This is a genomic window from Mangrovibacillus sp. Mu-81 (genome assembly GCF_036867415.1).
GTDB lineage: Bacteria > Bacillota > Bacilli > Bacillales > Bacillaceae_B > Rossellomorea.
The window spans coordinates 446,698-473,612 of the sequence record NZ_JBAJHU010000002.1; the positions used below are offsets into that span (position 1 = coordinate 446,698).

At 40.4% G+C, this 26,915-nt stretch carries 22 protein-coding genes; 4 read left to right on the top strand and 18 right to left on the bottom strand.

Annotated features, from left to right (window positions below; all coding sequences use genetic code 11):
• Positions 1-48: 48 nt before the first annotated feature.
• The 3 genes from V6B33_RS05830 to V6B33_RS05840 all read left to right on the top strand — a co-directional run bounded on the left by V6B33_RS05830 (position 49) and on the right by V6B33_RS05840 (position 3,003).
• Positions 49-522 carry a TRAP transporter small permease gene (locus V6B33_RS05830; RefSeq protein ID WP_334216801.1) on the top strand — a complete coding sequence of 158 codons (474 nt, stop codon included), beginning with the start codon at positions 49-51 and terminating at the stop codon, positions 520-522.
• Positions 519-1,799, top strand: a complete 1,281-nt coding sequence (locus V6B33_RS05835) for a TRAP transporter large permease (protein ID WP_334216802.1) — start codon at positions 519-521, stop codon at positions 1,797-1,799. The genes V6B33_RS05830 and V6B33_RS05835 overlap by 4 nt, the downstream gene beginning before the upstream one ends.
• Before the next feature lie 442 nt (positions 1,800-2,241).
• Positions 2,242-3,003 (top strand): SDR family oxidoreductase, encoded by a 762-nt coding sequence (locus tag V6B33_RS05840; RefSeq protein WP_334216803.1) that lies wholly within the window; start codon positions 2,242-2,244, stop codon positions 3,001-3,003.
• 106 nt (positions 3,004-3,109) lie between these two features.
• Here the strand turns inward: V6B33_RS05840 and V6B33_RS05845 are convergent, their stop codons facing one another.
• The 7 genes from V6B33_RS05845 to V6B33_RS05875 all read right to left on the bottom strand — a co-directional run bounded on the left by V6B33_RS05845 (position 3,110) and on the right by V6B33_RS05875 (position 11,780).
• Entirely contained in the window at positions 3,110-3,976 is an 867-nt protein-coding gene (locus tag V6B33_RS05845) for a carbon-nitrogen hydrolase family protein (RefSeq protein WP_334216804.1), read from the bottom strand.
• A gap of 55 nt (positions 3,977-4,031) precedes the next feature.
• Positions 4,032-5,153, bottom strand: coding sequence for a glycerate kinase (locus V6B33_RS05850; protein WP_334216805.1), 1,122 nt, complete (start codon positions 5,151-5,153; stop codon positions 4,032-4,034).
• Between the two features lie 17 nt (positions 5,154-5,170).
• On the bottom strand, positions 5,171-7,144 hold the full coding sequence (locus V6B33_RS05855; RefSeq protein WP_334216806.1) for a BglG family transcription antiterminator: 1,974 nt from the start codon (positions 7,142-7,144) through the stop codon (positions 5,171-5,173).
• A 42-nt stretch (positions 7,145-7,186) separates the two neighbouring features.
• Positions 7,187-9,829, bottom strand: a complete 2,643-nt coding sequence (locus V6B33_RS05860) for a glycoside hydrolase family 38 C-terminal domain-containing protein (protein WP_334216807.1) — start codon at positions 9,827-9,829, stop codon at positions 7,187-7,189.
• A 97-nt stretch (positions 9,830-9,926) separates the two neighbouring features.
• On the bottom strand, positions 9,927-10,946 hold the full coding sequence (locus V6B33_RS05865) for a PTS fructose transporter subunit IIC (RefSeq protein ID WP_334216808.1): 1,020 nt from the start codon (positions 10,944-10,946) through the stop codon (positions 9,927-9,929).
• A gap of 29 nt (positions 10,947-10,975) precedes the next feature.
• A complete protein-coding gene (locus tag V6B33_RS05870; protein WP_334216809.1) occupies positions 10,976-11,287 on the bottom strand; it encodes a PTS fructose transporter subunit IIB in 312 nt (103 codons plus the stop codon).
• A gap of 22 nt (positions 11,288-11,309) precedes the next feature.
• Complete coding sequence (locus V6B33_RS05875; protein ID WP_334216810.1) at positions 11,310-11,780, bottom strand: PTS sugar transporter subunit IIA; 471 nt, start codon at positions 11,778-11,780, stop codon at positions 11,310-11,312.
• Between the two features lie 690 nt (positions 11,781-12,470).
• On the opposite strand from V6B33_RS05875, the gene galE (V6B33_RS05880) reads away from it, so the two are divergent.
• Positions 12,471-13,460, top strand: a complete 990-nt coding sequence (gene galE, locus V6B33_RS05880; RefSeq protein ID WP_334216811.1) for a UDP-glucose 4-epimerase GalE — start codon at positions 12,471-12,473, stop codon at positions 13,458-13,460.
• 580 nt (positions 13,461-14,040) lie between these two features.
• Here galE (V6B33_RS05880) and cysC (V6B33_RS05885) read toward each other — a convergent pair.
• From cysC (V6B33_RS05885) to cysD (V6B33_RS05935), 11 genes are all read right to left on the bottom strand, one after another.
• Positions 14,041-15,867 carry an adenylyl-sulfate kinase gene (gene cysC / locus V6B33_RS05885; protein WP_334216812.1) on the bottom strand — a complete coding sequence of 609 codons (1,827 nt, stop codon included), beginning with the start codon at positions 15,865-15,867 and terminating at the stop codon, positions 14,041-14,043.
• 1 nt (position 15,868) lies between these two features.
• Positions 15,869-16,768 carry a sulfate adenylyltransferase subunit CysD gene (gene cysD, locus V6B33_RS05890; protein ID WP_334216813.1) on the bottom strand — a complete coding sequence of 300 codons (900 nt, stop codon included), beginning with the start codon at positions 16,766-16,768 and terminating at the stop codon, positions 15,869-15,871.
• Between the two features lie 423 nt (positions 16,769-17,191).
• Positions 17,192-17,431, bottom strand: a complete 240-nt coding sequence (locus tag V6B33_RS05895; RefSeq protein ID WP_113928799.1) for a DUF5348 domain-containing protein — start codon at positions 17,429-17,431, stop codon at positions 17,192-17,194.
• Positions 17,428-18,228 (bottom strand): ExeA family protein, encoded by an 801-nt coding sequence (locus V6B33_RS05900; protein ID WP_334216814.1) that lies wholly within the window; start codon positions 18,226-18,228, stop codon positions 17,428-17,430. The genes V6B33_RS05895 and V6B33_RS05900 overlap by 4 nt, the downstream gene beginning before the upstream one ends.
• Positions 18,221-19,579 carry a DDE-type integrase/transposase/recombinase gene (locus V6B33_RS05905; RefSeq protein WP_334216815.1) on the bottom strand — a complete coding sequence of 453 codons (1,359 nt, stop codon included), beginning with the start codon at positions 19,577-19,579 and terminating at the stop codon, positions 18,221-18,223. Before V6B33_RS05905 ends, V6B33_RS05900 begins: the two co-directional genes overlap by 8 nt.
• 38 nt (positions 19,580-19,617) lie before the next feature.
• A complete protein-coding gene (locus V6B33_RS05910) occupies positions 19,618-20,145 on the bottom strand; it encodes a DUF6431 domain-containing protein (RefSeq protein ID WP_334217069.1) in 528 nt (175 codons plus the stop codon).
• Positions 20,146-20,442: 297 nt separating this feature from the next.
• On the bottom strand, positions 20,443-21,423 hold the full coding sequence (gene galE, locus V6B33_RS05915; RefSeq protein ID WP_334216816.1) for a UDP-glucose 4-epimerase GalE: 981 nt from the start codon (positions 21,421-21,423) through the stop codon (positions 20,443-20,445).
• Positions 21,424-21,441: 18 nt separating this feature from the next.
• Entirely contained in the window at positions 21,442-22,242 is an 801-nt protein-coding gene (gene cysQ / locus V6B33_RS05920; RefSeq protein ID WP_334216817.1) for a 3'(2'),5'-bisphosphate nucleotidase CysQ, read from the bottom strand.
• A 66-nt stretch (positions 22,243-22,308) separates the two neighbouring features.
• The gene (locus V6B33_RS05925) at positions 22,309-24,087 is read right to left on the bottom strand and encodes an SLC13 family permease (RefSeq protein WP_334216818.1); all 1,779 of its coding nucleotides are present in this window, start codon (positions 24,085-24,087) and stop codon (positions 22,309-22,311) included.
• A gap of 77 nt (positions 24,088-24,164) precedes the next feature.
• Positions 24,165-25,991: an adenylyl-sulfate kinase gene (cysC, locus tag V6B33_RS05930; protein ID WP_334216819.1), complete on the bottom strand. Its 1,827-nt coding sequence runs from the start codon at positions 25,989-25,991 to the stop codon at positions 24,165-24,167.
• A gap of 1 nt (position 25,992) precedes the next feature.
• The gene (gene cysD / locus V6B33_RS05935) at positions 25,993-26,892 is read right to left on the bottom strand and encodes a sulfate adenylyltransferase subunit CysD (RefSeq protein ID WP_334216820.1); all 900 of its coding nucleotides are present in this window, start codon (positions 26,890-26,892) and stop codon (positions 25,993-25,995) included.
• Positions 26,893-26,915 lie beyond the last annotated feature (23 nt).

Here is a 26,915-nt window from a genome sequence, read left to right on the forward strand (position 1 = left end):
GCCTCCCTTTCATGGATGATCAAGGCAAATGAATGGAGGTTGGGACGTGTGAGAACATTAAAACTCATAAGCAATGGGATAGAAAAACTGGTGATGTACACCGTTCTATTCCTAGTGGCCGTTTTGGTTTCACTTGTCTTCACTCAGGTTGTCCTCCGCTATGTTTTTTCGAGCGGGATGGTCTGGGTAGAAGAGCTTAATCGATACATTTTTGTTTGGTTAATGTTTTTAGGGATCACAATGGGAATCTATAAGCAAAAACATATTGCGATTACGGCAGTGGCCGACAGAATGAAAGGTTTAACGAAAGGCATTAAGCTTCTTGTACATATCATTACAGGATCATTTTTTGCCGTGTTATGTTGGCAGGGAATTAAATTTGTAGAGGTGAATATGTCTGGCACGGCTGCTGTACTGCCTATTAATCTGGGAATCATTTATTCTATTATACCTGTGTCAGGTTTCATTGCGCTGATCTTTGTTGTCGTATTACTTGCGACATCCAAGGAGGAGAAACGATGATTACATTACTGTTCATTGCATTTTTTGCACTGTTGATTTTGGGTGTTCCGGTGGGGATCTCTTTAGGGGTGGCCTCGATTATCACTATTTTATGGGAAGGGATAGTCCCGCTGGTATTGATTCCACAAAAAATGTTCGTTTCCATGAATAGCTTTACATTATTGGCCATCCCCTTCTTCATGCTTACCGGTGTGATCATGGATAAAAGCGGTTTAACGCAAAGACTTGTTAACTTTGCAGATTCCATTATCGGGTGGACGAAAGGCGGCATGAGTTATGTGAGTGTCACTTCCGGCATGATGATGGGAGGAATTTCCGGATCCGCTCCTGCTGATACAGCTGCACTCAGCAGCGTGATGACGCCAAGTATGGTTAAACTGGGCTATCCTGCACGATTTGCTGCCGCCTTGCAAGCAGCATCAGGATCGATTGGAATTATTATTCCTCCGAGTATTCCGATGGTCGTGTTAGGCGGGATTGCAAGTATTTCTGTCGGGAAGTTGTTTTTAGGAGGGATTATCCCCGGTATACTCATTGGTGTTCTGTTTATGGTTGCGGCCAGGATCATTTGCAGCAAAAAAAATTATGGTGTAACGAAGTCCAATTCGTTTTCATTCAACTATTTCATAGACAGTTTCAAAAAGGCGATACTTCCTTTATTCGCTCCGGTTATTATTGTCGGGGGGATTTTAACTGGCGTCTTTACACCTACAGAATCCAGTGTCATTGCTGTTGTCTATACCTTAATCCTTGGATTGTTCATTTATAGAAGCATTAAATTACGTGACTTGACATCGATTTTCATGGAAGCAATCATCAGTTCAGCAAATGTGCTGCTGATCATAGCGGCTTCCTCTTTGTTCAGCTGGATCCTTGTGAGTCACAACTTCCCACAGATCTTGAGTGGTCTCATCACAAGCGTATCTGACAGCCCGTTCTTTATTATACTCGTCATTAACTTAATCTTTATCATTGGCGGCATGTTCATTGAAGGGCTTGCCCTGCTGATCATGTTTGTTCCAATCCTATTGCCCATTGCTTTGAGTACAGGAATGGATCCCGTTGTATTTGGTGTCATGATCGTTATTAATATTGCAATTGGAACACTGACTCCTCCAGTAGGTGTCTGCCTGTTTGTTGCATGCTCCTCATCCGGCGTTAAGATTGAACATGCTATGAAGAGTGCCGTTCCATTTGTTCTTTTGCTTTGTTTTGCACTCGTTTTAATCGTGCTGTTTCCATCACTCGTTACCTTTATTCCGAATCTAATCGAATGAATACTATAAAAGGCTGTTTTCATAAACTTTGAGTGCTGATTGATTTCCACTCCAGGTGCTCGCTTTCCGCGGGGCGTGAGTTGAGCCTCCTCGGGCTTTGCCCTGTGGGGTCTCAACTTTCCCGCTATTCCCGCAGGAGTCGAGCACCTTCCGTTCCAATCAACTATTAAGTGTGAGTTATAGACTAGAATAAATCTTATACATGTATAGAAAACAGCTTTTTTCAAGTGTTCAGAGTTGAGTGCTTTTGTCACTAATGTCTCTATAGATGGTGAGGGGAACTGCGAAGGCTCCTGTGGTAAACAGCCGTACGCTAGTTGGTAGCGAGTAGTTCCCCTCACCATTTAGCACGACAGAACTTTGCAATTCGTGTAGTTAACACAACAAACTTTGCGTATAGGGCTATATAAAAAGTAAAAAAACTGCAGAAGGAGAGATACATATGGTGAAAAATTTATTTGATCTAACTGGAAAGACAGCTGCCATTACGGGGGCTACTCGCGGAATCGGTCGGTCAATGGCAGTCGCCTTGGCAGAAGCCGGGGCTGATATTGCCCTGCTACAGAGAAAACCGGAACTGACTGATGTGAAGGAACAAATTGAACAGCTTGGCAGAAAATGCTCCATTATTTCATGTGATCTTGAAAAGGAAGAAGAAGTGAAGGCTGCCATACCCAGTGTGATTTCCGCATTTGGAAAGATTGATATATTAGTAAACAATGCAGGCATTCAACGCCGGTCGCCTTCCGTTGATTTCCCTGAATCCGATTGGGATGATGTTCTTGCGATTAATTTAAAAGTAGTCTGGTTATTATGTCAGGAGGCAGGACGTCACATGGTTGCGAAAGGACAAGGCAAAATCATCAACACCGCTTCCCTCCTTTCTTACCAGGGAGGATTGACCGTTCCCGCCTATGCTGCAGCAAAAGGCGGTGTGGCACAACTAACGAAAGCCTTGTCCAACGAATGGGCAAAAGAAGGTGTCAATGTAAACGCAATCGTCCCAGGCTATATTGCAACAGACATGAATACCGCCCTAATCGACGACCCACTCAGAAGTAAACAAATTCTTGATCGAATCCCGGCAGATCGATGGGGAGAACCCGATGATTTCAAGGGAACCGTCGTCTATTTGGCTTCGGAAGCTTCCAATTATGTACATGGTCATTTAGCAGCTGTTGATGGGGGATGGCTTGGAAGATGAATTTGGGACAAGGGGTCAGGCCCCTTGTCCCAAAACAATCGTCCGATTTTAATAATATGTGGGACGAGGAACCTGTCCCCCTGTCCCCCTGTCCCTATTAAATCCCCTAAGTCATTTTCCGATGACAATCCACAAGCCGTTCATACATACCTGTAGTCAAATCTCTCAAAACCGGAAAATAAGGTCGGATTTTACCGTGATGTTCTATGTCCACATCCCCAATGGTAATACCTTCTCCTTCGTATGGAGCTTTACATATAAGTGGAGTGCCCGGCAGTTTGGTTTGTTTCTCCCCTGCTCCGACAATGCATCCACCGCCCCAATACTCTGTTTCTCCTTCTATTCCTACCAGATTGGTATAGACGAAGTTTACTGTATTTTCCATTGCTCTTACTTTGACAATAGGTTCGAAGATGTCTTTTTCGAATGATGGGGAACCTGAAATTCCAACGATTATGTCTGCTCCTTTTAGCGTGAGGAGGCGGGAAAGTTCAGGAAAGAAGATATCGTAACAGATCAGAACACCTATTTTCCCGATTTTTGTATTGAATACAGGGAGATCCTCACCTGCTTTGAAATATCTTCTATCCGGAAAGGCTCCGGGACCTGTTAAGTCCGTGGCATGTCCGGGAAGTGCGTTTTTTCTCCATTTACCTACATAGCCCTCCGGACCAACCATGGCGGCTGCGTTGTACAGAACATGATTAATGCCTTGTTCAGGCATCCCCCAAATAATATAAATATCAAGCTCAGCCGCTAGTTTTTCAAAAAAGCGAGTAGAATCGCCTGGAATCGTTTCTGCTACGTCAAAAAATCGATCTCCACAATTGTAGCCGGTTAATGCAAGTTCGGGGAAAACTGCTAACTTAGCCCCATTTTCTGCAGCTTCTATTGTAAATTGTTTCATTTTTTCTCTGTTTGAGTTTATATCTCCCGTTAATGGAGTGATTTGTCCAATAGCTATTTTAACCATTCAAACAATCTCCTTATTTAGTATTTTATAACTCTTCGAATATCTCCAGAAATCATCATTTAACTAATTGAATCAGCCGGGCAACATTATAGGAAGCTTCATAGAGTAATTGCTTCGCGTTCTCCATCGAATGTTCCAGGCTCATCGGTCTGTTTGCGATCGAATGGCAGCTAGTGAAATACGGATATAGCTGTTGATAATTGGTACCTAAAGCACCTGAAATAAGAATCGACTTCACACCATATTCTTTCGCAATATTCGCAACATGAACGGGGACTTTTCCATAAGCAGTTTGAAAGTCACTTTTCCCTTCCCCGGTGATGACCCAATCTGCTTGTTTGATATATTCATCAAGTTTCATCGCTTCTGCAACGATTGTCGCACCTGATTGAATTTCAGCGTTTAATGCCAATAATCCAAAGCCCAATCCGCCGGCGGCTCCCGACCCGGGAACGTTCCTGATTTTCTTTCCTGTCTCATTTTCTATAAGATCAGCAAAGTGACTTAAACCTTGATCAATCTCCGCTAGTCTATTTTCAGGCACTCCTTTTTGTGGACCAAAAACGTGAGTCGCACCATCCTTACCACATAGTTGATTCTTTACATCACTTGCAATAATGATTTCAGATTGGTAAACCTCTGGAATGATACCGTTAAGATCGACATTAGATATCTTATTTAAATACCCGCCTCCAAGCGGCACCGGGTTCCCATTGTTGTCGAAGAATTTACCACCCAAAGCCTGCAGCATACCTTGTCCGCCATCGTTTGTTGCACTCCCCCCGAGCCCGATAATGATCTTCCGATACCCGTCACTTAACGCATGTTTCATTAGTTCGCCGACGCCATAAGTTGATGCCGTCATAGGTTCTCGTTGAGAAATGACCTGTAATCCAGCAGCCTTTGCCATTTCAATGATGACAGTTTGGTTATCGCCCAATACCCCATAACCACTCATGATCATCTTGCCGAATGGATCTTCCGCTTCGACTTCTACAATCTTTCCATTCGTAGCATAGACAAGGGCTTCCACTGTTCCCTCTCCACCATCCGCCATCGGTAAGATATCAATTTGAGCTGCTGGAATATAAGCTGCTATTCCGTCGCTGATGCTCCTGCCTGCTTCCGGTCCAGATAGACACTCTTTAAACGAATCCGGCGCTACAACTATTCTCATAATCAATCTCCCATTTATTATTTAATTTTCTCCAATCTAGCCATTACTTCCGAAAAGCTCGACATATTACATAATTCGGCAACGAGCTTCTTATCTTGGACGATTTTCCATAGACGGGTGAAAAGAGGACTGAACTCTTCTTTATCCTTTTCATTCAATGCAAGTAATAATACAAATTGAACAGAATGTTCCCCCCACTTCACCGGCTTCTCCAATATTCCAATCGCAATACAGGAATCCAGTGCGTTCTGATTGATTGGATGGGGAATTGCGACTAAGTTTCCAATCGAAGTTGGAGATATCTTCTCACGCTCAATAACCGATTCAACATAATCTGCAGTAACAAATCCTTTGGCATATAATAAATTTGCTAAATTTGTAATGATTTCAGCGGGATCATCGTATTTCAGTTTCGGGAAAAATAAATCCTCGGTAAATAAGTTCTGTAATTTCTCACGGGATTTTTCTTTACTGTCATTTAAATAAGTACTTGTTATATACTCATTCACTTTATCGACATCTTGTTGATTCATTAATGGGTTGATTGTAAGAACAGGGATTGAATTTTCTTCTACTGGGACCGTACTTAAAATCAAGTCAATTTCTTCGTTCTCCATATTTTTTAATGAGTACGAAGGATACGTCCCGACGATTGTCAATCCAGGAAACTTACTTTCAATACTGGCAGCTAATAGTTTCGCAGTACCCATTCCCGATGCACAAACCACGGCCACTTTTCTGATTTCGCGTTTTTTTCTAGTCTTACTTCTTTCGAGCGCAGCCTCTAAGTGAACAGCTATATAACCGATTTCATCTTCATTTATAGGAATATCGTTTTTAGTTTGAATAACTTCAGAGGCAGCTATGGCCAGTTCAAAGGAAAAGGGATAGCTTTTCTTTATTTCTTGCAGCATGGGATTATGAAGATTCATTTTATATCTTAAGCGGTTCATTGCAGATCTTAAATGCAGCCCCAACCCGTAAATGAGCTCTTTGTCATCCTTTAATTCCAGTCGATATTCCCGTTCAATTTCAGCTAAAATATCGGTTACCAATTGATAATTTTCCATACCAATCATTTCAATGAAATCTTCCCTGGAAAATCCACTGTCATGAAAACGTTTGGCACCAAGTAAGTGAATCGTGATATAGGCAATCTCTTCTTTTGGAATTTCTATAAAAAAAGCTTCTTCTAAAGAAGTTACGATATGCGATGCAACATAGTACTCTTTTTGATCTTTTATATGATCCATTTCTAAAGGGTCAAGCTGAATTCTTCTTCCCTTCTTAATCCGTTGAATTCCGATTGCAATGTGCATGATCAAATTATTCAGCGGCAATTCTGCAATGTCGAAAGACAAATGCCTAATATGCTGCCTCGTAATAGCTTTGATCAAGTCAGTATCAATCCCCTTTACGAGGGAGTGATTATTCCGGCTGGTACGTTGTGATTGTTCGTTCTTGAATTCGGCCATACAGGCTGATAAGCAAAAGCGTATATTCATCTCATTTCCAAGCAGCTTAATCCCGTAATTAGGCTTCTTAAACAAAGAAACATCAAATTTACTCAATGTTTTTTCAACCTGTTTCAAATCGTTATCCACTGTCGACTTGCTAACAAACAACTCATTTGCCAAACGTTCAATCGTGATGAAGTCGTCAGCCATTATGATTTTTTTCAAGATAAACAGCATTCTTTCTTCAGGTAAAATCGGAAGATCATTGCTGGAATCTTCGTGCAGTTGGAATACTTCCTGAATCAACTCCTTGATTTCACCATCTGGCTGAGGGTTAAGAAAATAACCGACCCCTCTTTGAGCCTCTATCTTCACCCCGATTTTTTTTAATTCTTGATTAAGAAGAAGCATATCATTTCTTATCGTACGTGAAGTAACTCCCAGAAATTTAGATAAATAATCGCTGGTTATCGGCTCGTTGTTTTCAAGTAATTCAGTTATGATATCCTTCACACGGTTATTTAAGAAAGCCATTGAGATACCTCCTTTCCTGAATGACATTAGTTACACTGCTGATCATCTAATTAATTTGAAATTCAGAATTTCATTACTCGTAATGTTCTTGATTTCTATCATACCTTTACTACTACTCATTCTTTCATTCGCATTCGCCATCGGTTTTTCATTTAAATCGACTAGTTCAATGTCATTGAAAAACTGTGTGTCGAAAGATGCCTTAACAGAATGCATTTCCTGATTGGTCGTATTATAGATTCTCACAATGACACCATCATCTTCTTCACATTTTTTCACTGCACTAATGGCCATGTTTGCTTCATATAGTTTGAAGAAGCTGTTATGGTCACTGTGAACGGAAGCATCCGAATGACTGTTCACTTGGACAGCGAGTGCAGGTGTGGTGTATTCATCAGATTTCATGGCAACATGGGCATCCATTTCGTTTCCTTGATGCGGAATGATGGAGTACTCCATTTCATGCTTCCCTAATAAACTGCTGTCTGGTGTGTCCACATGCAGACCCGATCTTCTTCCTGGTCTGTTGACTAAATCCTGTTTCCCCATATAATCCGTACCACAAAGCAAAGATAAAGCAATGACAGGTTCTTCACTGTTAAGGATTTCATATTGCGGAAGTCCTTTATTCAGAATAGCAAGCCCTCTATTATCATTTGAGACATCTACAAATTTCTGTTGAGGATAGATTGGGAAATACTTTTCTTCCCAGTTATCTTTTTCCCAATACTCGACCTGAGACAAGTAATTTTCCCGGCGGATCGTACCAAACTGCTGATCAGCCACGTGAGTCTTGGACTTTATTCCAGTATTGAAAAGGGCACGAATTCTATGATTCTTAACCGTATTATGAATCACCGTCCTAATATCAATGCGATCTTCATGGCGGTTCACCTTTACAAACGTTTCAATCGTCATTATGTCCTGTTCTTCCGAACGTCTATTAACATCGGTATCCACTGGTACATCAAGAGTATGGACAATCTTTACTTCTGCAAAAAGAGGGCCGTTGTGAACGACTGAAATGTCAGGTGTAGAACTTTTCGTCGTAATAATTACATCTTCCCTCGGTGGAGAGAAATCATACTCATCCCCGGCATTTCCACCTTCCTCTAATACATTCAAGTTATCGTATACCGTATTTGTGGAGTAATCCTTAACCGTTAAGGAACCATTGTTTTCAATCTTAGCTTCAAAATATTCATTTATGAACACACCTTCATGGAAAACCAGTTCAGATTGTTCAGGGGTGTTCGTTTCATTCTCTTTTATATAGAAAGTTTTGTATCCGAGCCCTTCTATTTCTGCAAGAAACATTATTTTTGTGGTCCAGACAAACTGATCTTCATTTTTGACACCAATCTCAATCCTCTTGTCATTCAAGTTTTCTTGCTTTGTTTCCATTACTTGATAAGGGATTATGTTCCCCTCAGTATCAGTGATGATAAAATGGTCACTCTTGAACTGGATGGTTGCTTCGACATTATTCTTCCTCGTATGGCCCAATGTATTAAACACGATTAAAGGAATACCCTTATCATAATTGAACTTTACTTGATCGATTAATTCCGTCAACGCTTCACTTTGGACAGTCTCAGCGATTTGTTTCGAGAATTCATAACGCATTTCCATTTCTCTATGAGTCTCATCTTTACACACGTTGCAGATTGAATCATGAGCATGGTTTTGAAGCGTGTATTTCCATCCCTGATTAATGATTTTGTTATCGTAAGAGTTACCAAGAAGCATAGACATTGAATTAATTGGTTCCAAGTACTTTTCATATAAATTTTGGACTTCAAAGTTTACCTTTTTCAGATCAAGTCTCGTTGATGCAATGCTGACATGCACCCTCATGTTCTTTCCTTTTCTAAATTCACCGCTTAAGGACTCCAGTTTATCCGCTTCATCTTTAACGTTATTAAAATAATCCATTAGCTTGCTTAATTCAAAGGAATAGTCAGTCCCTTGATTGGAATAATGGCGATTTAACTTATCGACAATTTCCGGCAGCTCTTTAATTGCATTTCGCTGATCGAAACCGCACATTAATAACATGTTTTGCGAGGTTGTCATTTTTTCTAAATTCGTTACATTTTCTTCAATTACCTTTACATTCTCTTCAAGGTTACTGGAGAGCATCCTCGCATTTCCATATCCTAATGGCAGATGGGTGGTGAGCACCTTAGAACCGTCAGGCCCTTTCCAATAGAAATCGGTTTTCTCCGTTTCTTCCTCTGTAATGCCGCGCCAAAACAAAGCATTTCTAATTCCAAATCCATTCAGCACTTGTGGAATCTGTGCAGCTTGCCCAAATGAATCAGGAAGATAGCCTATTTGCATTGCAGTTCCATATTCACTTGAGATTTGCTGTCCAATCAATAAGTTTCTTATCAAGGATTCTCCGCTTGGAATAAACTCATCCGGCTGGATATACCAGGGACCAATCAGCAGGCGGCCGTCTTGAACCAGTTTGGAAATGGCTTCTCTTTTATCTGGTTTAACCTCCAGATAATCCTCCAGCACAATTGTCTGCCCGTCTAGCATGAAAGAAGAATAAGTTGGAGTGGATTGTAATAATTCAATTAATTCATCCATAAAACGCACAAGCCTAACCCGGTATTGCTGATAGGTTTGGTGCCACTCCCTGTCCCAGTGTGTATGTGAAATAACATGAAATTTCATTTGATTGCCTCCATTGCTTTATATAAATGGTTTGTATATTGAAGAAGAGGGAACTATTAATTAGATCCCTCCCAGTTGATGATATGATGTGTTCGTTTTACACTTCTTCTGTTATGGAAAGCTCTTCCTCAACTTTCTTCTTTAACAAAGCAGCTGTTAAGGCTGTTACAATTATACCGACAGCAAATGCAATAACGAACATGATTGGTTTAACGAAAAATGGTACAACAAACACTCCGCCACTTGGAATTGGAGCTTCTGCGCCTAATCCCAAAGCTAATGCGCCACCCACGGCTGAACCAATTACGATCGAAGGAATAACGCGAAGTGGATCACTTACTGCAAATGGGATTGCTCCCTCTGTAATACCCGTTGCTCCCATAAACGTTGTAGGCAGAGCACTTTGGCGTTCAGCTAACGTAAATTTCTTAGGTGCAATTCTTGTTGCAAGTGCTAATCCGATTGGCGGCGTCATAATTCCAATCCAGCAAGCAGCCATAGGATAGTAAATTTCTTGGTTAAGCATACCTACACAGAATGCAAAGGCCACTTTATTGACGGGACCTCCCATATCAAAGGCCATCATAGCTCCGATAATAAGGCCCAATAACAGCATGTTGCTCCCGCTCAGGGATTTCAACCAATCTTCTAAACCACTTGATAGAGCAGCGATAGGCTGTCCGATGATGTACATCAGTAAAGCCACCGCACCCGCACCCAGCAATGGTATTACAATAATCGGTTTCAATTGAACCAAATATCTGTGCATCGGCAAACTCTTAAGGGCGTTTACAATGTACCCCGCAAGAAAACCTGCCACAATTCCTCCTAAAAACCCTGCACCGATCTCGTTGGCAATGAGGCCCCCTACCATCCCGGGAGCAATACCCGGACGGTCAGATATGGAGTATGCCATATAAGCCGCCATTACAGGAACCATCAACGAGAAAATAAGGACCCCGGTTTCTACAGCCTTCTTAGCAAATCCAGACTCTTGTTCTCCTCCGCCCATTAATAAGCCAATCGTGAGGATCAAACCTCCTGCCACCACAAAAGGCAGCATATATGAAACACCTGTCATAAGATGCGTTTTTGCTTCTTCTATGACCTTCTTCATAACCTTCACCCCTTATCCTTAGGAAATAACTACTTATTAGCCAGCTCGATTGCCTGCTCAATTAATCCTTTGGCATTCTTCACTGCCTCGGATACTGAAACTTTAATCTTTGGAATGTCATTGAAGCGCTCAGATTTGGCAATAGCCGTATCCACAGCAAGGATAAGTACATCTGCTTCAGCTACTTCTTTGTCTTTAATTTTATTTTCAATCCCCATTGCTCCCTGCTTTTCTACCTTAATCTTCACCCCTGATTTTTTTGCAGAAGCTTCCAAAGCTGCTGCTGCCATATGAGTATGTGCTACACCTGCAGGACAAGCCGTAATCGCGATAATGTTCATATTTTATCTCTCCCTTATTAGATTAGTTACTTTTTTCGGTCATACTATCAGTTAATAACCTTAAAACATCTTCTTTTGCCGTGACACTCATCAAACCATCTCTAAAATCTTCATCCATCAGATTCCCGGATAACCTGGAAAGCAGCTGCAAATGTGTGGATCCACCCTCAGCGTCCGGTACAGCAAGCATGATCACAAATGAAACATCTGCATCATCCATGGCTTTCCAATCGACTCCATTTGTCAATTTACCTATGGCTATACTGGCATTATTGACCGTGCTGCTTTTGCAATGCGGAATCGCTATACCATTACCAAACCCGGTCGTGAATTGTTGTTCTCTTTCTAATACACCTTGTGTGAATGCCGACTTCGAATCAATCCGACCCTGCTCTTCAAGCAAGGAAGCCATCTGTTCAATAACTCCCAGTTGATCTGAAGCATCCAGTTCAAGGTCAATTAATCCTTCGTTTATCATCTTGGTCAATTCCAAAGTTTCACCCTCTATCTCCTCGTAGTATAACTTGATGACCCGGATTTCCTATTGCTTTAAAACACCGGGCAAGAATGTCTATTTACACTTTTCATTATAAGATTCCCACTATTAAATTAAAATTTAACAAATTTCCTAAACTCAAAGGAAACGTTTACAGACATAGATGAGTATTTTGGATTTAAGAAACGAGTGGATGATTCTCTTTTTATTCTTGGTGAGGCTGGACCAGCCATCTCGCTTCCCCGCAAGTGTTTACTCTAGCATTCCAACCAACAGCTGAAACCGGTTAGAAACACAATAAGCTTTTATTTGTAGACGTAAGTAAACCACCAGACAACAGAGAAGGAAAAGTGAAAGAATGTTTTATTTGCGGGGTGTGATAAATAGTAGTAAAACAGTAGTCAATCAGCGTGTAGAGCCTTTATGGAGGGGTGGCGGTAAAGATACAATGGGGAAGAAAATATCGGATGTGTTAAAAGGACGAGTTTAAAGGGAAGGCTTCATGATGAAACTCGCTACTTTTTCTATAAATTTACTTGATAGGTTTCGGTGCCCAATGCATATTCTAATTTAATGGACCATATATAATTTAATATCATACTGTAGGTCAGAATGGGCAAACAACAGTTATAGTTCATTTATGGGACGTTTTAATATACGGGATTTTAGTGGAGGGGGATTCCTATAGTGAATATTCTCGTTACTGGGGGATTGGGCTATATCGGCTCTCATACATGCCTCGCATTATTGGAGGAAGGTCATTCTGTTATAGTGGCCGACAATTTAATCAATAGCAAACTAAAAACATTAGATAATATTAAAAAAATAGCCAATAAAAGTTTAGATTTCCATCAGGTAGATGTATCTAATGAAAAAAGCCTGGAGACCATTTTTTCAAGTTTTCCTATTGATGGAATCATACATTTCGCAGGCTTGAAAGCAGTTGGAGAGTCAGTTGAATATCCTTTGAATTATTACTACAACAATTTAGTTAGTACAATAGTGGTTGCAAGAATGTGTGAGAGATACGATGTGAAAAAGTTAATCTTCAGCTCATCAGCTACCGTATATGGAGATAACGAGGCTCCCTTCTTTGAGACAATGAGCTCTTTGAAGACTACGAATCCATATGGGGAGTCTAAAGCAATGTGCGAAAGAATTTTAATTGACTTTGCTAGATCAAACCCATCATTTTCAGTAGGAATACTTCGTTATTTCAATCCGATTGGGGCACATGAAAGTGCATTAATTGGAGACTCACCAAACGGTATTCCCAATAACCTTATGCCTTACCTTACTCAAGTGGCTAAAGGAAAGTTGAAGAGACTCCGTATATTCGGGGACGATTATCCTACGATAGACGGAACAGGGGTTAGAGATTATATTCATGTTATGGATCTCGCTGCAGGACACGTCTCCGCCCTGTATAATCTTAAAGAAGGAATTCACATATACAACCTAGGGTCAGGAAAGGGAACTAGCGTATTAGAATTAATACAAGCTTTCGAAAAAGCTACAAAGATAAATATCCCTTACGAAATCGTTAATCGACGACCTGGTGATATTGCCTCATGTTGGGCAAACACTAATAAAGCCAATAAGGAATTAAAGTGGATTCCTAAGCGTGATTTACTAACAATGTGCAGAGATTCTTGGCGTTTCGAAAGGAACCATTGAATGCTCTTCATCAATGCTAGGCGATTCATTGCTTTATTTAACATAAATAGGAAATAAAATTGAGCGTATATCAGACGAAAAGTAAATATCTAATGGCAGAAAAAACAACAGTAATTTTTTGTCAAAGCGTATTTAAAATATTTCTCTGACAAGCTTAATCCATCCAAAAAAAGAGATCCATAAAGGAATACTTAGCAGGGTTCCCCAATACATTCCAACTATAAAATTTCCTTCTTTTTTCATTAGAAACACCCCTAACGAGTAGATTGAACAAGACCAAATAGGTACTATGATTACTATAATCAAAAATGTTAAAAAAAGTTGTCAAATAAAAGTGAAGGTTTGCAAGAGGTTTTATCAAATTATATCGAATCTACAAACATTTTATATACTTTCCCGGTATTCGTTTTTTTAAAACTAGACTGTCTTGCTAATAAAGTCCTGGAAATCAATTTTGTAGACTGGAAATATTACTAGTGAGTAGAGTAACAGCAATAAGAAGGGATCTGATGCTTCAAAACGAGGGCTTTGTTATAAAAAAAAGAATGCCGCTGCATGATGGCAGCAGCATTCTCTTACATTAATCCAAGAACTTCATAATTTCTTTCACAACAAAATCCGTTGCTTCTTCCAGAGTGTATTTACTAGTATCAATTTCGACCTCTGGATTCTTTGGTGCTTCATAAGGACTGGAAACACCTGTGAAATTAGGGATTTCTCCCGCTCTAGCTTTCTTGTATAAGCCTTTCACATCACGTTTTTCACATTCTTCAAGCGGAGTGCTGACATAGATTTCAACATACTCTTTTCCTATGACTTCTCGCGCGCTGTTACGATCGCTTTCATATGGAGAGATAAATGATGCTATTGTAATCAGCCCTGCATCATTCATTAATTTTGCCACTTCGGAAATGCGACGGATATTTTCGACCCGATCGCTTTCTTTGAAGCCCAGGTTCTTATTTAGACCATGACGAACGTTGTCACCGTCTAACAACATGGTGTGGTGCCCAAGAGACACCAAACGTTTTTCCACAGCATTTGCAAGTGTAGACTTGCCTGAACCAGAAAGACCTGTAAACCAGAGTGTTAACGGTTTTTGTCCCTTTTGCTGGGCTCTGATTTCACGAGTGATGTCCGTTTCCTGCCATACCACATTTGTTGATCTACGAAGAGAATGTTCGACTACGCCGCATGCTGATGTCATATTCGAAACACGATCGATTAATATCATTCCGCCAAGTGCTTCGTTATTTTCAAATTTATCAAATACCATATTCTCAGATAACGAGATATCACATTCAGCTAGCTCATTCTTAAAGATTTGATCTGCCGGGATTTGCTTACCGGTATTAATGTCAATCTTGTGTTTGATTGACATCACCGTCCCAGGAAGGATTTTTGTTCCTACTTTTACTAAGTAGTTTCTTCCAGGAACCAGCTTCGTATCATCCATCCATAGAATGGTTGCAGTAAACATGTCCGTTACTTGAATATTTTCTGCAGTTGTCAGGACACAGCCACGTGAAACGTCCACTTCCCGGTCTAATTGTATCGTTACAGGTTGTCCAACCGAAGCTGAATCCATTTCCTTATCTGTCACTAAGATGCTTTTTACTTTTGCCTTTTCATTACTTGGCAAAGTTATCAGTTCTTCTCCAACTGCAATGTTCCCTGCCTCAATTTGTCCTTGAAAGCCTCGGAACGTGTGATTAGGCCGGCTTACGCGTTGAACTGGCATAACAAAGTTAATTTGTTGATTGTCTTTTCGAGCATCAACACCCTCTAAATACGGTAACAATGGCAATCCGTCGTACCATAACGTGTTTTCTGATTTCTTCGTTATGTTATCTCCTTCTGTTGCAGAGACTGGAATCACTTGAACACTTTCAAGATTGAATCCATAGGTTAATTGCATAAATTCTTCTTTAATTTCATCAAAGCGCTTTTGATCAAAATCAATAAGATCCATCTTATTAACTGCTAATACTAAGTGTTTAATACCCATTAATGAACAAATCCGGGCATGTCTCTTGGTCTGGGTGATTACACCTTTTGTCGCATCAACTAAGATGATCGCCAAATCAGCAAATGAGGCACCGACCGCCATGTTACGTGTATATTCTTCATGTCCCGGAGTATCCGCTACAATGAAAGAGCGATTATCAGTTGTAAAGTAACGGTATGCAACATCAATCGTTATACCTTGCTCTCTTTCTGCCATTAAACCATCTAAAAGAAGAGAATAATCTATCTCTCCCCCGCGACTGCCAACTTTACTATCAAGTTCTAACGCTTTTTCTTGATCGGCAAACAGTAATTTTGCATCGTAAAGCATATGTCCAATCAATGTCGACTTTCCATCATCGACACTTCCGCAGGTAATAAATTTCAATAAACTCTTCATTTTAGAAATACCCCTCTCGCTTACGTCTTTCCATACTTCCGGCAGCTTCTTGGTCAATCACACGGCTTGTACGCTCTGACGAAACAGCTCCAAGCGTTTCATCGATGATTTCGTCTAACGTATCCGCCTCAGACTCGACTCCACCAGTAAGAGGGTAGCAACCTAATGTACGGAAACGAACTTTCTTCATTACGATTTCTTCATTAGGTTCTAATTGCATGCGATCGTCATCTACCATTACGATATTTCCATCGCGATAAACCACAGGTCTTTCCTTGGCAAAATATAATGGAACAATGTCGATATTTTCTCTTTTGATATATTGCCAAATGTCTTTTTCGGTCCAGTTTGAGAGTGGGAATACACGCATGCTTTCCCCTTTATTGATTCTCGTATTATAAAGCTTCCACATTTCAGGTTTTTGGTTTTTCGGATCCCAGGCATGGTTTTTATTACGGAAAGAGAAAATTCGCTCTTTCGCACGAGATTTTTCCTCGTCACGACGCCCGCCACCAAAGGCAGCTGTGAAACCATACTTATCTAATCCTTTTTTTAATGTTTGAGTTTTCATTATATCTGTGTACGCAGAACCATGGTCAAATGGGTTTATTCCTTGCTCCACAGCTTCTTCATTTATTTCTTCTATCATTTCTATCCCAAGTTCTTTTGCTTTTCGATCCCGAAATTCTATCATTTCTTTAAACTTCCATGTTGTATTCACATGCATAAAAGGAAAAGGCGGCTTCTCCGGATAAAATGCTTTCATAGCCAAATGCAACATAACAGAGCTGTCTTTCCCAATGGAATAAAGCATAACCGGGTTTTCACACTCTGCGGCTACTTCACGAATAATATATATTGCTTCAGCCTCGAGTTGGTCGAGGTGTGTTTGTTCATTCATTTATCGTTACCTCCTTTAAATGTTCGAATAAATTATATCATACTAGAGAAAGTATAAGTAATTCCTATAACAGGTAACTGCCTTCAGCCATTACTCTTCCAACTATTTATGTGTTTGACTTCTCGTTGCCTTAATAAGACTACCCCAAATATATTAGCATAATTTTGATAGGCATTAACACTTGTATGCTTCCCCATGTATTTCTTGATAATTCAGCGCCAAAGCATTGACTTGCTGTAACCTGCAATTTTTGTAATGTATATTAAGTCGGATTTCAAATTAAGTTAATTTTTGATTTGAATACTTGTTGTTAATGACGCTCTTTAATGTCCTGAAACTGACGGCTCATTTTGTCCTGAACTTGACGGGTTTATTGCCAATTAACGATACAGAAGGGAGGCTTGTAAGGCCTCCCCAGAACTTCTATAAATCTACCTCATAGGTTTCATTTTGCTTCAAATAAAAACGGACTTCATGACTGCCGGTGATGATATACCAATCTCTGCCGAGCTCAAGCCGGCATGACAATACCTTGCCATAACCGAGGTTCAGCTCGAACCATTCGCCACACCTCAGTTTGTAACCTTTTTGATCTCCCCAATTAACAATCCAACAATCAAGTGTCTCATCAAAGTACATACTCTTCCAACGGCTTTTCTTCATGCAAGTTCTCCTTCAATCACCTTCTTGACCATACGATCATCAATGATTCTTGAGCCGTTTTGAGCTGCGAACAGAAGACAATGTGTCGCCAGTTTATTGATCAGTCGTGATGCACCACTGGAATAGCTGAAAATCTCATCAAGGGCTAGACCACTAAAGATATCTCGTTCAACACCGGCATAGCTCAAATGCTTATTCATATATTGCTCTGTTTCTGCTCTGTCAAGATGATCAAGCTTAAACTGGATATCAATGCGCTGACGGATTGCTGCGAAGGACTGAAGCTGGAGGCGATCCCAAAGTTCAGTCTGTCCCACCATAATTAATGCCATGGGGCTTTGCGCATCCATACGAAAGTTTAAAAGGAAACGTACTTCCTCTAACATTTCACGATCAAGCAGATGGGCTTCATCGACCACAACCACAGGCGTTATCTTGTGAATGCCTTTCATTAATTCGATTTCACGATGTAATTGGCGCTTGGCATCACCTCTGTAGAACTTTGCTTCGAGGCCCAACTGTTCTAACATTCCTTTATAGAAGTGACGTGGTGTCAGCTTAGAATCTGATAAATAGATCAGCTTAAAATGCGATGGATCCAGTTGATCTGTAAATCTGCGAATAGCTGTCGTTTTTCCAAGCCCACACTCACCAGTCATGATAGCGAAAAGCTGACGTTCTGCGGCATAGTTCAGTCGCCCAATAATCTCTTCGAGCTGAGTAGATTCATAGAGTTCAGTCGTTGGTATACTACGGGAAAATGGCGTATGGCTCATCTCAAAGAAGGACTCAAACATGACTCGATCCCCCTTTGCTGATATGACGGAAACTCACGGCTGGGACAGAAGGTGTAATGGCTGCTGCCTTTCTTGCCTGGTTAGGTTTCTTAGCTCCCTGAAGAAGTCTTGAAGAACCGGCAGGTTCCTTTATCATCTTCTCTGGCAGAGATGGTCTCTTTCCTGTTCTCTCTGAAATCACCATTCTTTTTGCTTTCCAACTATCAAACCCTGGATAATCTACGGTTAATTCAGTAGTGTCTTGAGGGTCATAGGTAATTTCAACTTTACAACCAACGAAATTGATACCAACTTCATATTTTTCATCCTGAAAACTGATGCAGCCGGCTTTATCGACTTTCCTTGTTTCTGAATGCAGGAATGCGTGAGCGAGCTCTTCAGCAGAAACGTGACGAATGGGCGTCCCTTCACTGCGATAAGCTTCTAATGGGGTGATGTTTTTCTCTAAAGCTGAATGAGGCTTATGAAGATAACGCTCATCAAGCCATACACCTAACCATTGATTTAACGCTTCAATTGTTTGAGGGTTTTCTAGTTTCACCTCGTTTAAAAACTCTTCGAATGTGCGATTAAAACGTTCTACTTTACCTGTCGATTCAGGCGAGTAAGGACGGGCATATAGAAGCCGTGTACCTAACTTGGAACAGGTTCTGGCCATCCATTTTGTCCGGTACTGCTTACCGTTATCGAAGTAAACACTTTTAGGAACCCCATGCTTTCTGACAGCTTCACGAAAAGCTTCTTCAACACAACGTGCATCAAGCATAGGATAGAAAGCCACATGAAGAGGAAATCGAGTCGCATCGTCTAAAAAAGCTACCATATATACCTGTTTTTTCGTACCGTTCGGTCCAATCGGTAAATAAGGTCCGTATTTAATATCAGAATGCCATAAGGCATTCCGACAACGCTTCTGAAAACGTCGGACAGCTCCAGATGTTTCATGATACATCTTCATTTGTCGTGCACTATAACCACGCTTTGCGAGACGCTCCTGCAGTGTTGATCGTTTCAATACACCTTTTTCTACAAGACCATCCCACTCCAGGATTTGAATAATGGAGGCAATACTTCGACTTGGCACTTCACGTCTCAGTAAAATAGCCTGTTCAAGCACTTGATCCTCTAGCTCTTCTGGAACTGAACGATAAGGTTTTTGTTTTAAGCCCTCAAAGCCTTTTTCCTTAAACTGTGAGATATAGCGTCGTATGGTACGGTCTGAAAGTCCATGCCGAAGACAGATCTGCTTGATGAGTCTTCCTCGCTCCTGCTTATCCAATTCTTCATCTAATAACGGCGCAATCATTTGAAAGCGATTCGTTGCCATTTCTTCTGCTTTTGTTCTCCCCATTGTTAACACTCCTTTTTTCTTGATAATTGAAGTGTAAATCATGGATAAACGGACAAAAACGCAGAACGGGTATGTATCCAAAAATGATGATTTGCAACTGGATGGACAATTTTCCCCAGCCATCCACTTGCTGTGCCGAACCATTGTCCAATTCGTTTATGTACAGGCAACAGACGACTGGACAGGTCAACCGTTGGGGTCTCATTCTGCTCAAATTGAATCAGTAAGGATTGAAGAATAAACAACCAGTAATCAATCAAAGTAGAAAACCATTTCCTCCACCCGTAAATCGTAGATTCATCAGCTGCCACCGTCAGGTGGGCTGTTTGGAAAATGGTTTCCTCAATGACATCTGCAGCGTATCGTTTATATGGGATCATTAAGTCAGGAAGCTCGTGATGAATCTTGTTGCACTGCTGGCAACGCAGCCTCCTGATAATAAACGTTCTGGCCATGCCTCTTTCATCTTTTAACTTTCTCTCCCTTGAACCAATGACCTTGAAGTCCTGATGATTACAACAGGGACAAGGAACCTTTTCTGCACACTTAATAAAAAACGCCTTTATCGGCGGATTCCACTATGATATAATCATTTACAACAATCATATTGTTTGAGGGACGTCTTCCGTCGCGCCACTGGTAATGGCCGGCATCATGGAAGGCGTCTTTTCCTTTCTTTAGGGTTATTAAGGACATTATATCCGTCAACCCCTGGGCAAACAATACCGTCAACAAATGGACGTTCTTAAACAGCATTAACAACTTGTGAAGGAAAATTGAAGGAAAGATTCGAATGTATTACGTTGTTTCACACAACACAAATAAGCCAAGGGCTTTCCCCTGGCTTATTGAGAAAAAAACTATTAATAACCTGATGGATTATCTCGGTGCCAATTCCAAGCATCTTTAATAATTTTCTCCAATGAATGGAACTTCGGCTGCCACCCCAGTACACTTTGTGCCTTCTCGGAAGAAGCAATTAGAACAGCAGGATCTCCAGCTCTTCTATCTTTGACTTCAGCAGGAATAAGATGCTCAGTAATCTTTCTTGAAACTTCAATAACTTCCCTTACAGAATATCCGCTGCCATTGCCGAGGTTGAAGACGTTACTTGTATTCTCTTTCCTTAGATACTCTAAAGCTAAATAATGTGCTGATGCTAAATCAATAACGTGGATATAATCCCTTACACAAGTACCATCTTCTGTTGGATAGTCTTCACCAAACACATAGATTTTTTCTCTTTTTCCGAGTGGCACTTCAAGAATAAGCGGGATTAGGTGGGTTTCGGGATCATGGTTTTCTCCAATATTCCCACTTTCATGTGCTCCTGCGGCATTGAAGTATCTCAATGAAACAAATTTAGTACCATAGGCTTGATCGAACCACTTCATCATTTTTTCCATGGCCAGTTTTGTTTCTCCATATGTATTAGACGGGTTCGTTTCATCTTCTTCTGTAATAGGTATTTGTTTAGGTTCTCCATATACAGCAGCTGTGGATGAAAACACGATTTTATCTACACTATTTTCTTTCATAACGTCCAGAAGGCACATCATCCCATATACATTGTTATGATAATATTCATATGGTTTTTCCATGCTTTCCCCAACTAAAGAATTAGCTGCAAAGTGTATGACAGCTTCAATATTATGGCACTTAAAAACTTTATCCAGTTCATTTTTATCTCTTAAATCAATGTTATAGAAATAATCTACAGTGACGGATTCTTTGAAGCCACTTTGTAAATTATCGACGATGATAACATCTTCATTTTGATCTAAAAAATATCTAACTGTATGGGAACCAATATATCCCGCTCCACCTGTTATTAAAATTGACATTTCATCCACCTCATCTAGTTACCTGCTTGCCAAAAACCAGCCATTCAACAAATTTTCACGATTATAATAGAATCTCTCGTTATCTTCATGTCTGGATACACTTCCACCTGCCGCTTCCACAATTGCTTGTCCAGCTCCCGTATCCCATTCCATTGTAGGAGCATATCTTGGATAAAAATCCGCTTTCCCTTCGGCGACTAGACAGAACTTCAGAGAGCTTCCTGAAGAAACCACTTCTACTTCTCCATGTTTAGCCTCTAACTCTTTTATAAAGACCTGAGTATCTTCAGACATGTGAGATCTACTGGCAACAGCCCGGATCACATCATTGTCCTTCAACTCTGGCAGACGTACACTTTTCTGAAGTAACTCTTCTTCATTTGAAATCTCAGCCTTAGATGCATTTCCTAATTTATATGCACCTTCACCCACTACACCAAAATAAAAAACGTCCAGGGCAGGTGCATAAATAATTCCTATAGAAGGATACTTGTCATCAATCAAAGCAATGTTCACTGTAAACTCGCCATTTTTCTTGATAAACTCTTTTGTTCCATCTAAAGGGTCTACTAACCAGAATTGGGTCCACTCTTTACGCTCATTATAAAGAATTTCTCTTCCTTCTTCACTTAAAACCGGTATACGTGGGTCAATCCCCTTCAACCCACTCATAATTACATTATGAGCCCGCTTGTCTGCTTGTGTTAAAGGTGAATTGTCCCCTTTTATCTCCACATTAAAATCTTGTGCGTAAACATCCATGATTTCTTTTCCTGCATCAAGTGAAACATTGAATAGGTCATACAAGTCAAACTTCATTTTAATCCGACCGCCTTCATTTTTATTTATTATTTAATCGAGCACCGTTTCGATTCCTATAAACCTTTAAAACCAAACCACCTTAACAATAAATACCGTTGCGATCATGACTAAAAGACTTAAAGGAGTCCCAACCTTTACATAATCTTTGAATTTATAACCACCTGGCCCATACACAATTAAATTGGTTTGATAGCCGATTGGGGTTATAAAGCTGGCAGATGCTGCGATTGTAATAATTACAGCAAACCCCATATACGGCACTCCCAGAGATCCAGCCATTTCAATTCCTATAGGTAGCATCAATACAGCCGCTGCACTATTTGTAATCAATTCAGTAAAGATATTGGTTAAAATATAGATTAATAATAGAATCACAAATATCCCCAATGGTTCTCCCAGTGTAAGTAGACCCTCTGCCATCCAGGAAGCAAGCCCGCTCTTTGTCATCGCAGCCCCGACCCCAAAGGCACTGGCAATCAATAAAAGGACATTGAATTGCACATATTTTTTCGCTTCTTCCGGGGTAATAATCTTGGTGATAATCAATAGAAAGACAGCTAACGTCATCGCTTTAAACATACTTAACCAACCAACCGTAACGAAAAGAATCATTGCTCCAAGTACCCCGACAGAGAACCATCCCTTTTTCCTGTTTTCATTAAGATTAGTAGGGGTACCCAATGAAGAGACTACGTAAAAATCTGTTGATTGCTGGTACTTCCTGATGAAATCAGATCCAGCCAATAACAACAGGATGTCACCCGGCTTTAAGACGATGTCACCGACTTTACTTTTAATTCGTTCATTATTTCTGTGAACGGCAAGCACACCGGCATCGAACCTCGAACGGAATTGTGATTCCTTAATTGATTTTGAGATTAAAGAGGACTGATGGGAAACCACTGCTTCAACTAATTGAACCTGCCCATTTCTCAAGTCTTCCAACTCAAGATCTGAACCTGTTTCAAGTACTAACCCTTTTTTATTTTGCAAATCCGCAATGGTAGTAATCATTCCGGTAAAGATAAGACGATCCCCATGTTGGATAATCGTTGTGGATCGTACCGGAGAGATCCTTTCCTTGCCACGAATAATTTCAATCAAATAAAGACCTTTTAATTCTCTTAAACCTGCCTTCTTGACTGATTGATCTAGAAAGGGAAAGTCGTTCTGTACCGTCATTTCTGCAATATATTCCCTCGTATCAGCCGTCACTTGTTCACGAAAACCCAAGTGATTAGGCAGAAGTTTATATCCAACAGTAAATAAATAGATAAGACCGATTATTGTAATAGGTATCCCCACAATGGCTAACTGAAATAAAGAAAACCCTTCTAAGTCATAGTCTAATAACATTCCGTGAACAACTAAATTAGTAGAAGTACCCATCAGAGTGATGGTTCCACCTAAAATAGTCACATAGGATAAAGGAATCAAAAACTTTGACGGAGCGATCCCTCTCTCTTCACACCACTTTTTAATGATCGGAGTAAACGTTACAACTATGGGTGTATTGTTTAAAAAGGCTGAAAAAAGTGAAGTAGGCAAGAAGAATCGTAACATTGAACCTTTTACACTTTTGCTTCTGCTCAACCAATCCCTCATGATCTGATCAATGATCCCATGCTTCTGGACCGCTCCTGCCACAATGAATAACAACGCAATGGTAAGCATTCCTTGATTGGAAAACCCTTTTAATGCTTCTTCCGGCGTTAACAATCCTGAAAGCAAAAAGACCACCAACACAGAAAATACAACCATATCAGGGCGTGCAAGCTCTAATAGTAAGGCAGTTAACATGACTAGAATCATAAGTAGGACGAATATCATTTCATATGACATGAGGGCCCTTCCTTTCAAATCGGGTAAAATTTAATAATCAAAAAGCTACCACTATTAGAAGTAGCAGCTTTTCTTCATTAATCCAAGTAATTCATCATTTGTTTTATAACATAATCAGTTGCATCTTCCAACAAGTACTTGCTGGTATCGATTTCAATTTCCGAATTTCCAGGTGCCTCATATAGACTTGAGATACCTGTAAAGTTAGGGATTTCTCCAGCTCTAGCTTTCATATACAGGCCTTTTACATCACGGGCTTCACAAACTTCAAGAGGCGTACTTACATAGATTTCTATGTATCCTTCTCCAATGATTTCTCTTGCATTTTTTCGGTCACTCTCATATGGAGCAATAAATGAAGTTAGTGTAATCAAGCCGGCATCGTTCATTAGCTTGGCCACTTCAGAAATACGACGGATGTTTTCAACACGATCGCTTTCTTTAAAGCCCAGATTCTTATTCAAACCATGGCGTACATTGTCGCCGTCCAGTAACATTGTGTGATGACCGAGAGATACCAAACGTTTTTCAACAGCATTAGCCAGTGTTGATTTCCCTGATCCTGAAAGTCCTGTAAACCACAATGTCAGAGGCTTTTGACCTTTTTGCTGTGATCTGATTTCACGGGTTATATCGGTGTCCTGCCATACCACATTTGTAGACCTGCGAAGAGCATGCTCCACAACACCACCTGCAGAGGTCATGTTTGTCACACGATTAATTAAGATCAAACCGCCTAACGCTTCATTGTTTTCAAATGTATCGAATACCATATTTTCTGATAGAGCAATATCACATTCTACCAATTCGTTTTTAAAGATTTGGTCAGCAGGAATATGCTCTCCGGTATTAATGTCGATTTTATGTTTGATTGACATCACGGTCCCAGGGAGAACTTTTGTCCCTACTTTTACAAGATAGTTCCTACCCGGTACAAGCTTCGTATCATCCATCCAAAGAATAGTAGCTGTAAACATATCCGTCACTTGAATATTCTCTGCAGTAGTCAGGACACATCCTCTTGAAACGTCCACTTCACGATCCAGTTGAACGGTAACAGGCTGACCAACTGATGCTGATCCAGCTTCTTTGTCTGTCACTAAAATGCTCTTCACTTTTGCTTTCTCATTGCTAGGCAGCGTTATAACTTCTTCGCCAACCGCAATGTTCCCAGCTTCAACTTGGCCCTGGAAACCGCGGAACGTATGGTTAGGACGACTAACACGCTGTACAGGCAAAATAAAATTTACTTGTTGATTGTCTTTACGAACATCAACATTTTCTAAATATGGGAGAAGAGGAAGACCATCATACCATAGAGTATTTTCAGACTTTTTGGTGATGTTATCCCCTTCTGTAGCAGAAACCGGAATGACCTGAACACTCTCAAGATTAAAGCCATAAGTCAATTGTTTGAATTCTTCTTTAATCTCTTCAAATCGTTTTTGATCAAAGCCGATTAAATCCATTTTATTCACTGCTAAGACTAGGTGTTTAATCCCCATTAATGAGCAAATTCGCGCATGACGTTTCGTTTGAGTGATTACTCCTTTTGTAGCATCAACCAATATAATTGCAAGGTCTGCAAATGATGCTCCCACTGCCATATTACGTGTATATTCTTCATGTCCTGGAGTATCGGCTACGATAAATGAACGATTATCAGTTGTGAAATAACGATAAGCAACATCGATGGTAATCCCTTGTTCTCTTTCTGCCATAAGTCCATCCAGTAGAAGAGAATAATCGATTTCTCCTCCTCTGCTTCCTACTTTACTATCAAGCTCCAAAGCTTTTTCCTGATCAGCAAATAATAACTTCGCATCATAAAGCATATGTCCTATCAGTGTTGATTTACCGTCGTCAACACTTCCACAGGTGATAAATTTCAATAAGCTCTTCATTCTAGAAATACCCCTCTCTCTTACGTCTTTCCATGCTGCCGGCAGCTTCCTGGTCAATCACTCGGCTCGTACGTTCAGATGATACCGCTCCAAGTGTTTCTTCGATGATCTCGTCTAACGTATTCGCTTCTGAGTCCACACCGCCAGTAAGAGGGTAGCAACCTAATGTACGGAATCGAACTTTCTTTGTAATAATTTCCTCATTAGGCTTTAATTTCAATCGATCATCATCCACCATCACAATATTTCCATCACGGTAGACAACTTGTCTGTTTTCTGCAAAGTATAATGGGACAATATCGATATTTTCTCTTTTAATATATTGCCAAATATCCTTTTCCGTCCAGTTCGATAGAGGAAACACACGCATGCTTTCGCCTTTATTAATTCTCGTATTGTACAACTTCCACATTTCCGGCTTCTGGTTTTTCGGATCCCAAGCATGATTCATATTACGGAAAGAGAAAATACGTTCTTTCGCACGAGATTTCTCTTCGTCACGCCTTCCACCACCGAAGGCAGCTGTAAATCCATACTTATCCAAGCCTTGCTTCAAGGCTTGGGTCTTCATGATGTCAGTGTAAGCTGAACCATGATCTAATGGATTAATCCCTTGTTCCACACCTTCTTGGTTTGTGTGGACAATCATTTCTATGCCAAGTTCTTTAGCCTTGTGATTACGAAATTCAATCATCTCTTTAAACTTCCAAGTCGTGTCTATATGCATGAAAGGAAACGGCGGCTTCTCCGGATAGAATGCCTTCATTGCCAGATGAAGCATAACTGAGCTATCCTTTCCTATGGAGTAAAGCATCACTGGATTTTCACATTCTGCTGCTACTTCTCGTATTATATAAATTGCCTCTGCCTCGAGCTGGTCGAGGTGAGTTAATTCTTTCATTTAAATTCCTCCATTTAAGATTT

What these genes read in the sequence shown, in the direction of transcription:
- V6B33_RS05835 (WP_334216802.1), top strand. Translation starts at nt 519, where the DNA reads ATGATTACATTACTGTTCATTGCATTTTTTGCACTGTTGATTTTGGGT.
- V6B33_RS05840 (WP_334216803.1), top strand. Translation starts at nt 2,242, where the DNA reads ATGGTGAAAAATTTATTTGATCTAACTGGAAAGACAGCTGCCATTACG.
- V6B33_RS05845 (WP_334216804.1), bottom strand. Translation starts at nt 3,976, where the DNA reads ATGGTTAAAATAGCTATTGGACAAATCACTCCATTAACGGGAGATATA.
- V6B33_RS05850 (WP_334216805.1), bottom strand. Translation starts at nt 5,153, where the DNA reads ATGAGAATAGTTGTAGCGCCGGATTCGTTTAAAGAGTGTCTATCTGGA.
- V6B33_RS05855 (WP_334216806.1), bottom strand. Translation starts at nt 7,144, where the DNA reads ATGGCTTTCTTAAATAACCGTGTGAAGGATATCATAACTGAATTACTT.
- V6B33_RS05860 (WP_334216807.1), bottom strand. Translation starts at nt 9,829, where the DNA reads ATGAAATTTCATGTTATTTCACATACACACTGGGACAGGGAGTGGCAC.
- V6B33_RS05865 (WP_334216808.1), bottom strand. Translation starts at nt 10,946, where the DNA reads ATGAAGAAGGTCATAGAAGAAGCAAAAACGCATCTTATGACAGGTGTT.
- V6B33_RS05870 (WP_334216809.1), bottom strand. Translation starts at nt 11,287, where the DNA reads ATGAACATTATCGCGATTACGGCTTGTCCTGCAGGTGTAGCACATACT.
- cysC (WP_334216812.1), bottom strand. Translation starts at nt 15,867, where the DNA reads ATGAAGAGTTTATTGAAATTTATTACCTGCGGAAGTGTCGATGATGGA.
- cysD (WP_334216813.1), bottom strand. Translation starts at nt 16,768, where the DNA reads ATGAATGAACAAACACACCTCGACCAACTCGAGGCTGAAGCAATATAT.
- V6B33_RS05895 (WP_113928799.1), bottom strand. Translation starts at nt 17,431, where the DNA reads ATGAAGAAAAGCCGTTGGAAGAGTATGTACTTTGATGAGACACTTGAT.
- V6B33_RS05900 (WP_334216814.1), bottom strand. Translation starts at nt 18,228, where the DNA reads ATGTTTGAGTCCTTCTTTGAGATGAGCCATACGCCATTTTCCCGTAGT.
- V6B33_RS05905 (WP_334216815.1), bottom strand. Translation starts at nt 19,579, where the DNA reads ATGGGGAGAACAAAAGCAGAAGAAATGGCAACGAATCGCTTTCAAATG.
- galE (WP_334216816.1), bottom strand. Translation starts at nt 21,423, where the DNA reads ATGTCAATTTTAATAACAGGTGGAGCGGGATATATTGGTTCCCATACA.
- cysQ (WP_334216817.1), bottom strand. Translation starts at nt 22,242, where the DNA reads ATGAAGTTTGACTTGTATGACCTATTCAATGTTTCACTTGATGCAGGA.
- V6B33_RS05925 (WP_334216818.1), bottom strand. Translation starts at nt 24,087, where the DNA reads ATGTCATATGAAATGATATTCGTCCTACTTATGATTCTAGTCATGTTA.
- cysC (WP_334216819.1), bottom strand. Translation starts at nt 25,991, where the DNA reads ATGAAGAGCTTATTGAAATTTATCACCTGTGGAAGTGTTGACGACGGT.
- cysD (WP_334216820.1), bottom strand. Translation starts at nt 26,892, where the DNA reads ATGAAAGAATTAACTCACCTCGACCAGCTCGAGGCAGAGGCAATTTAT.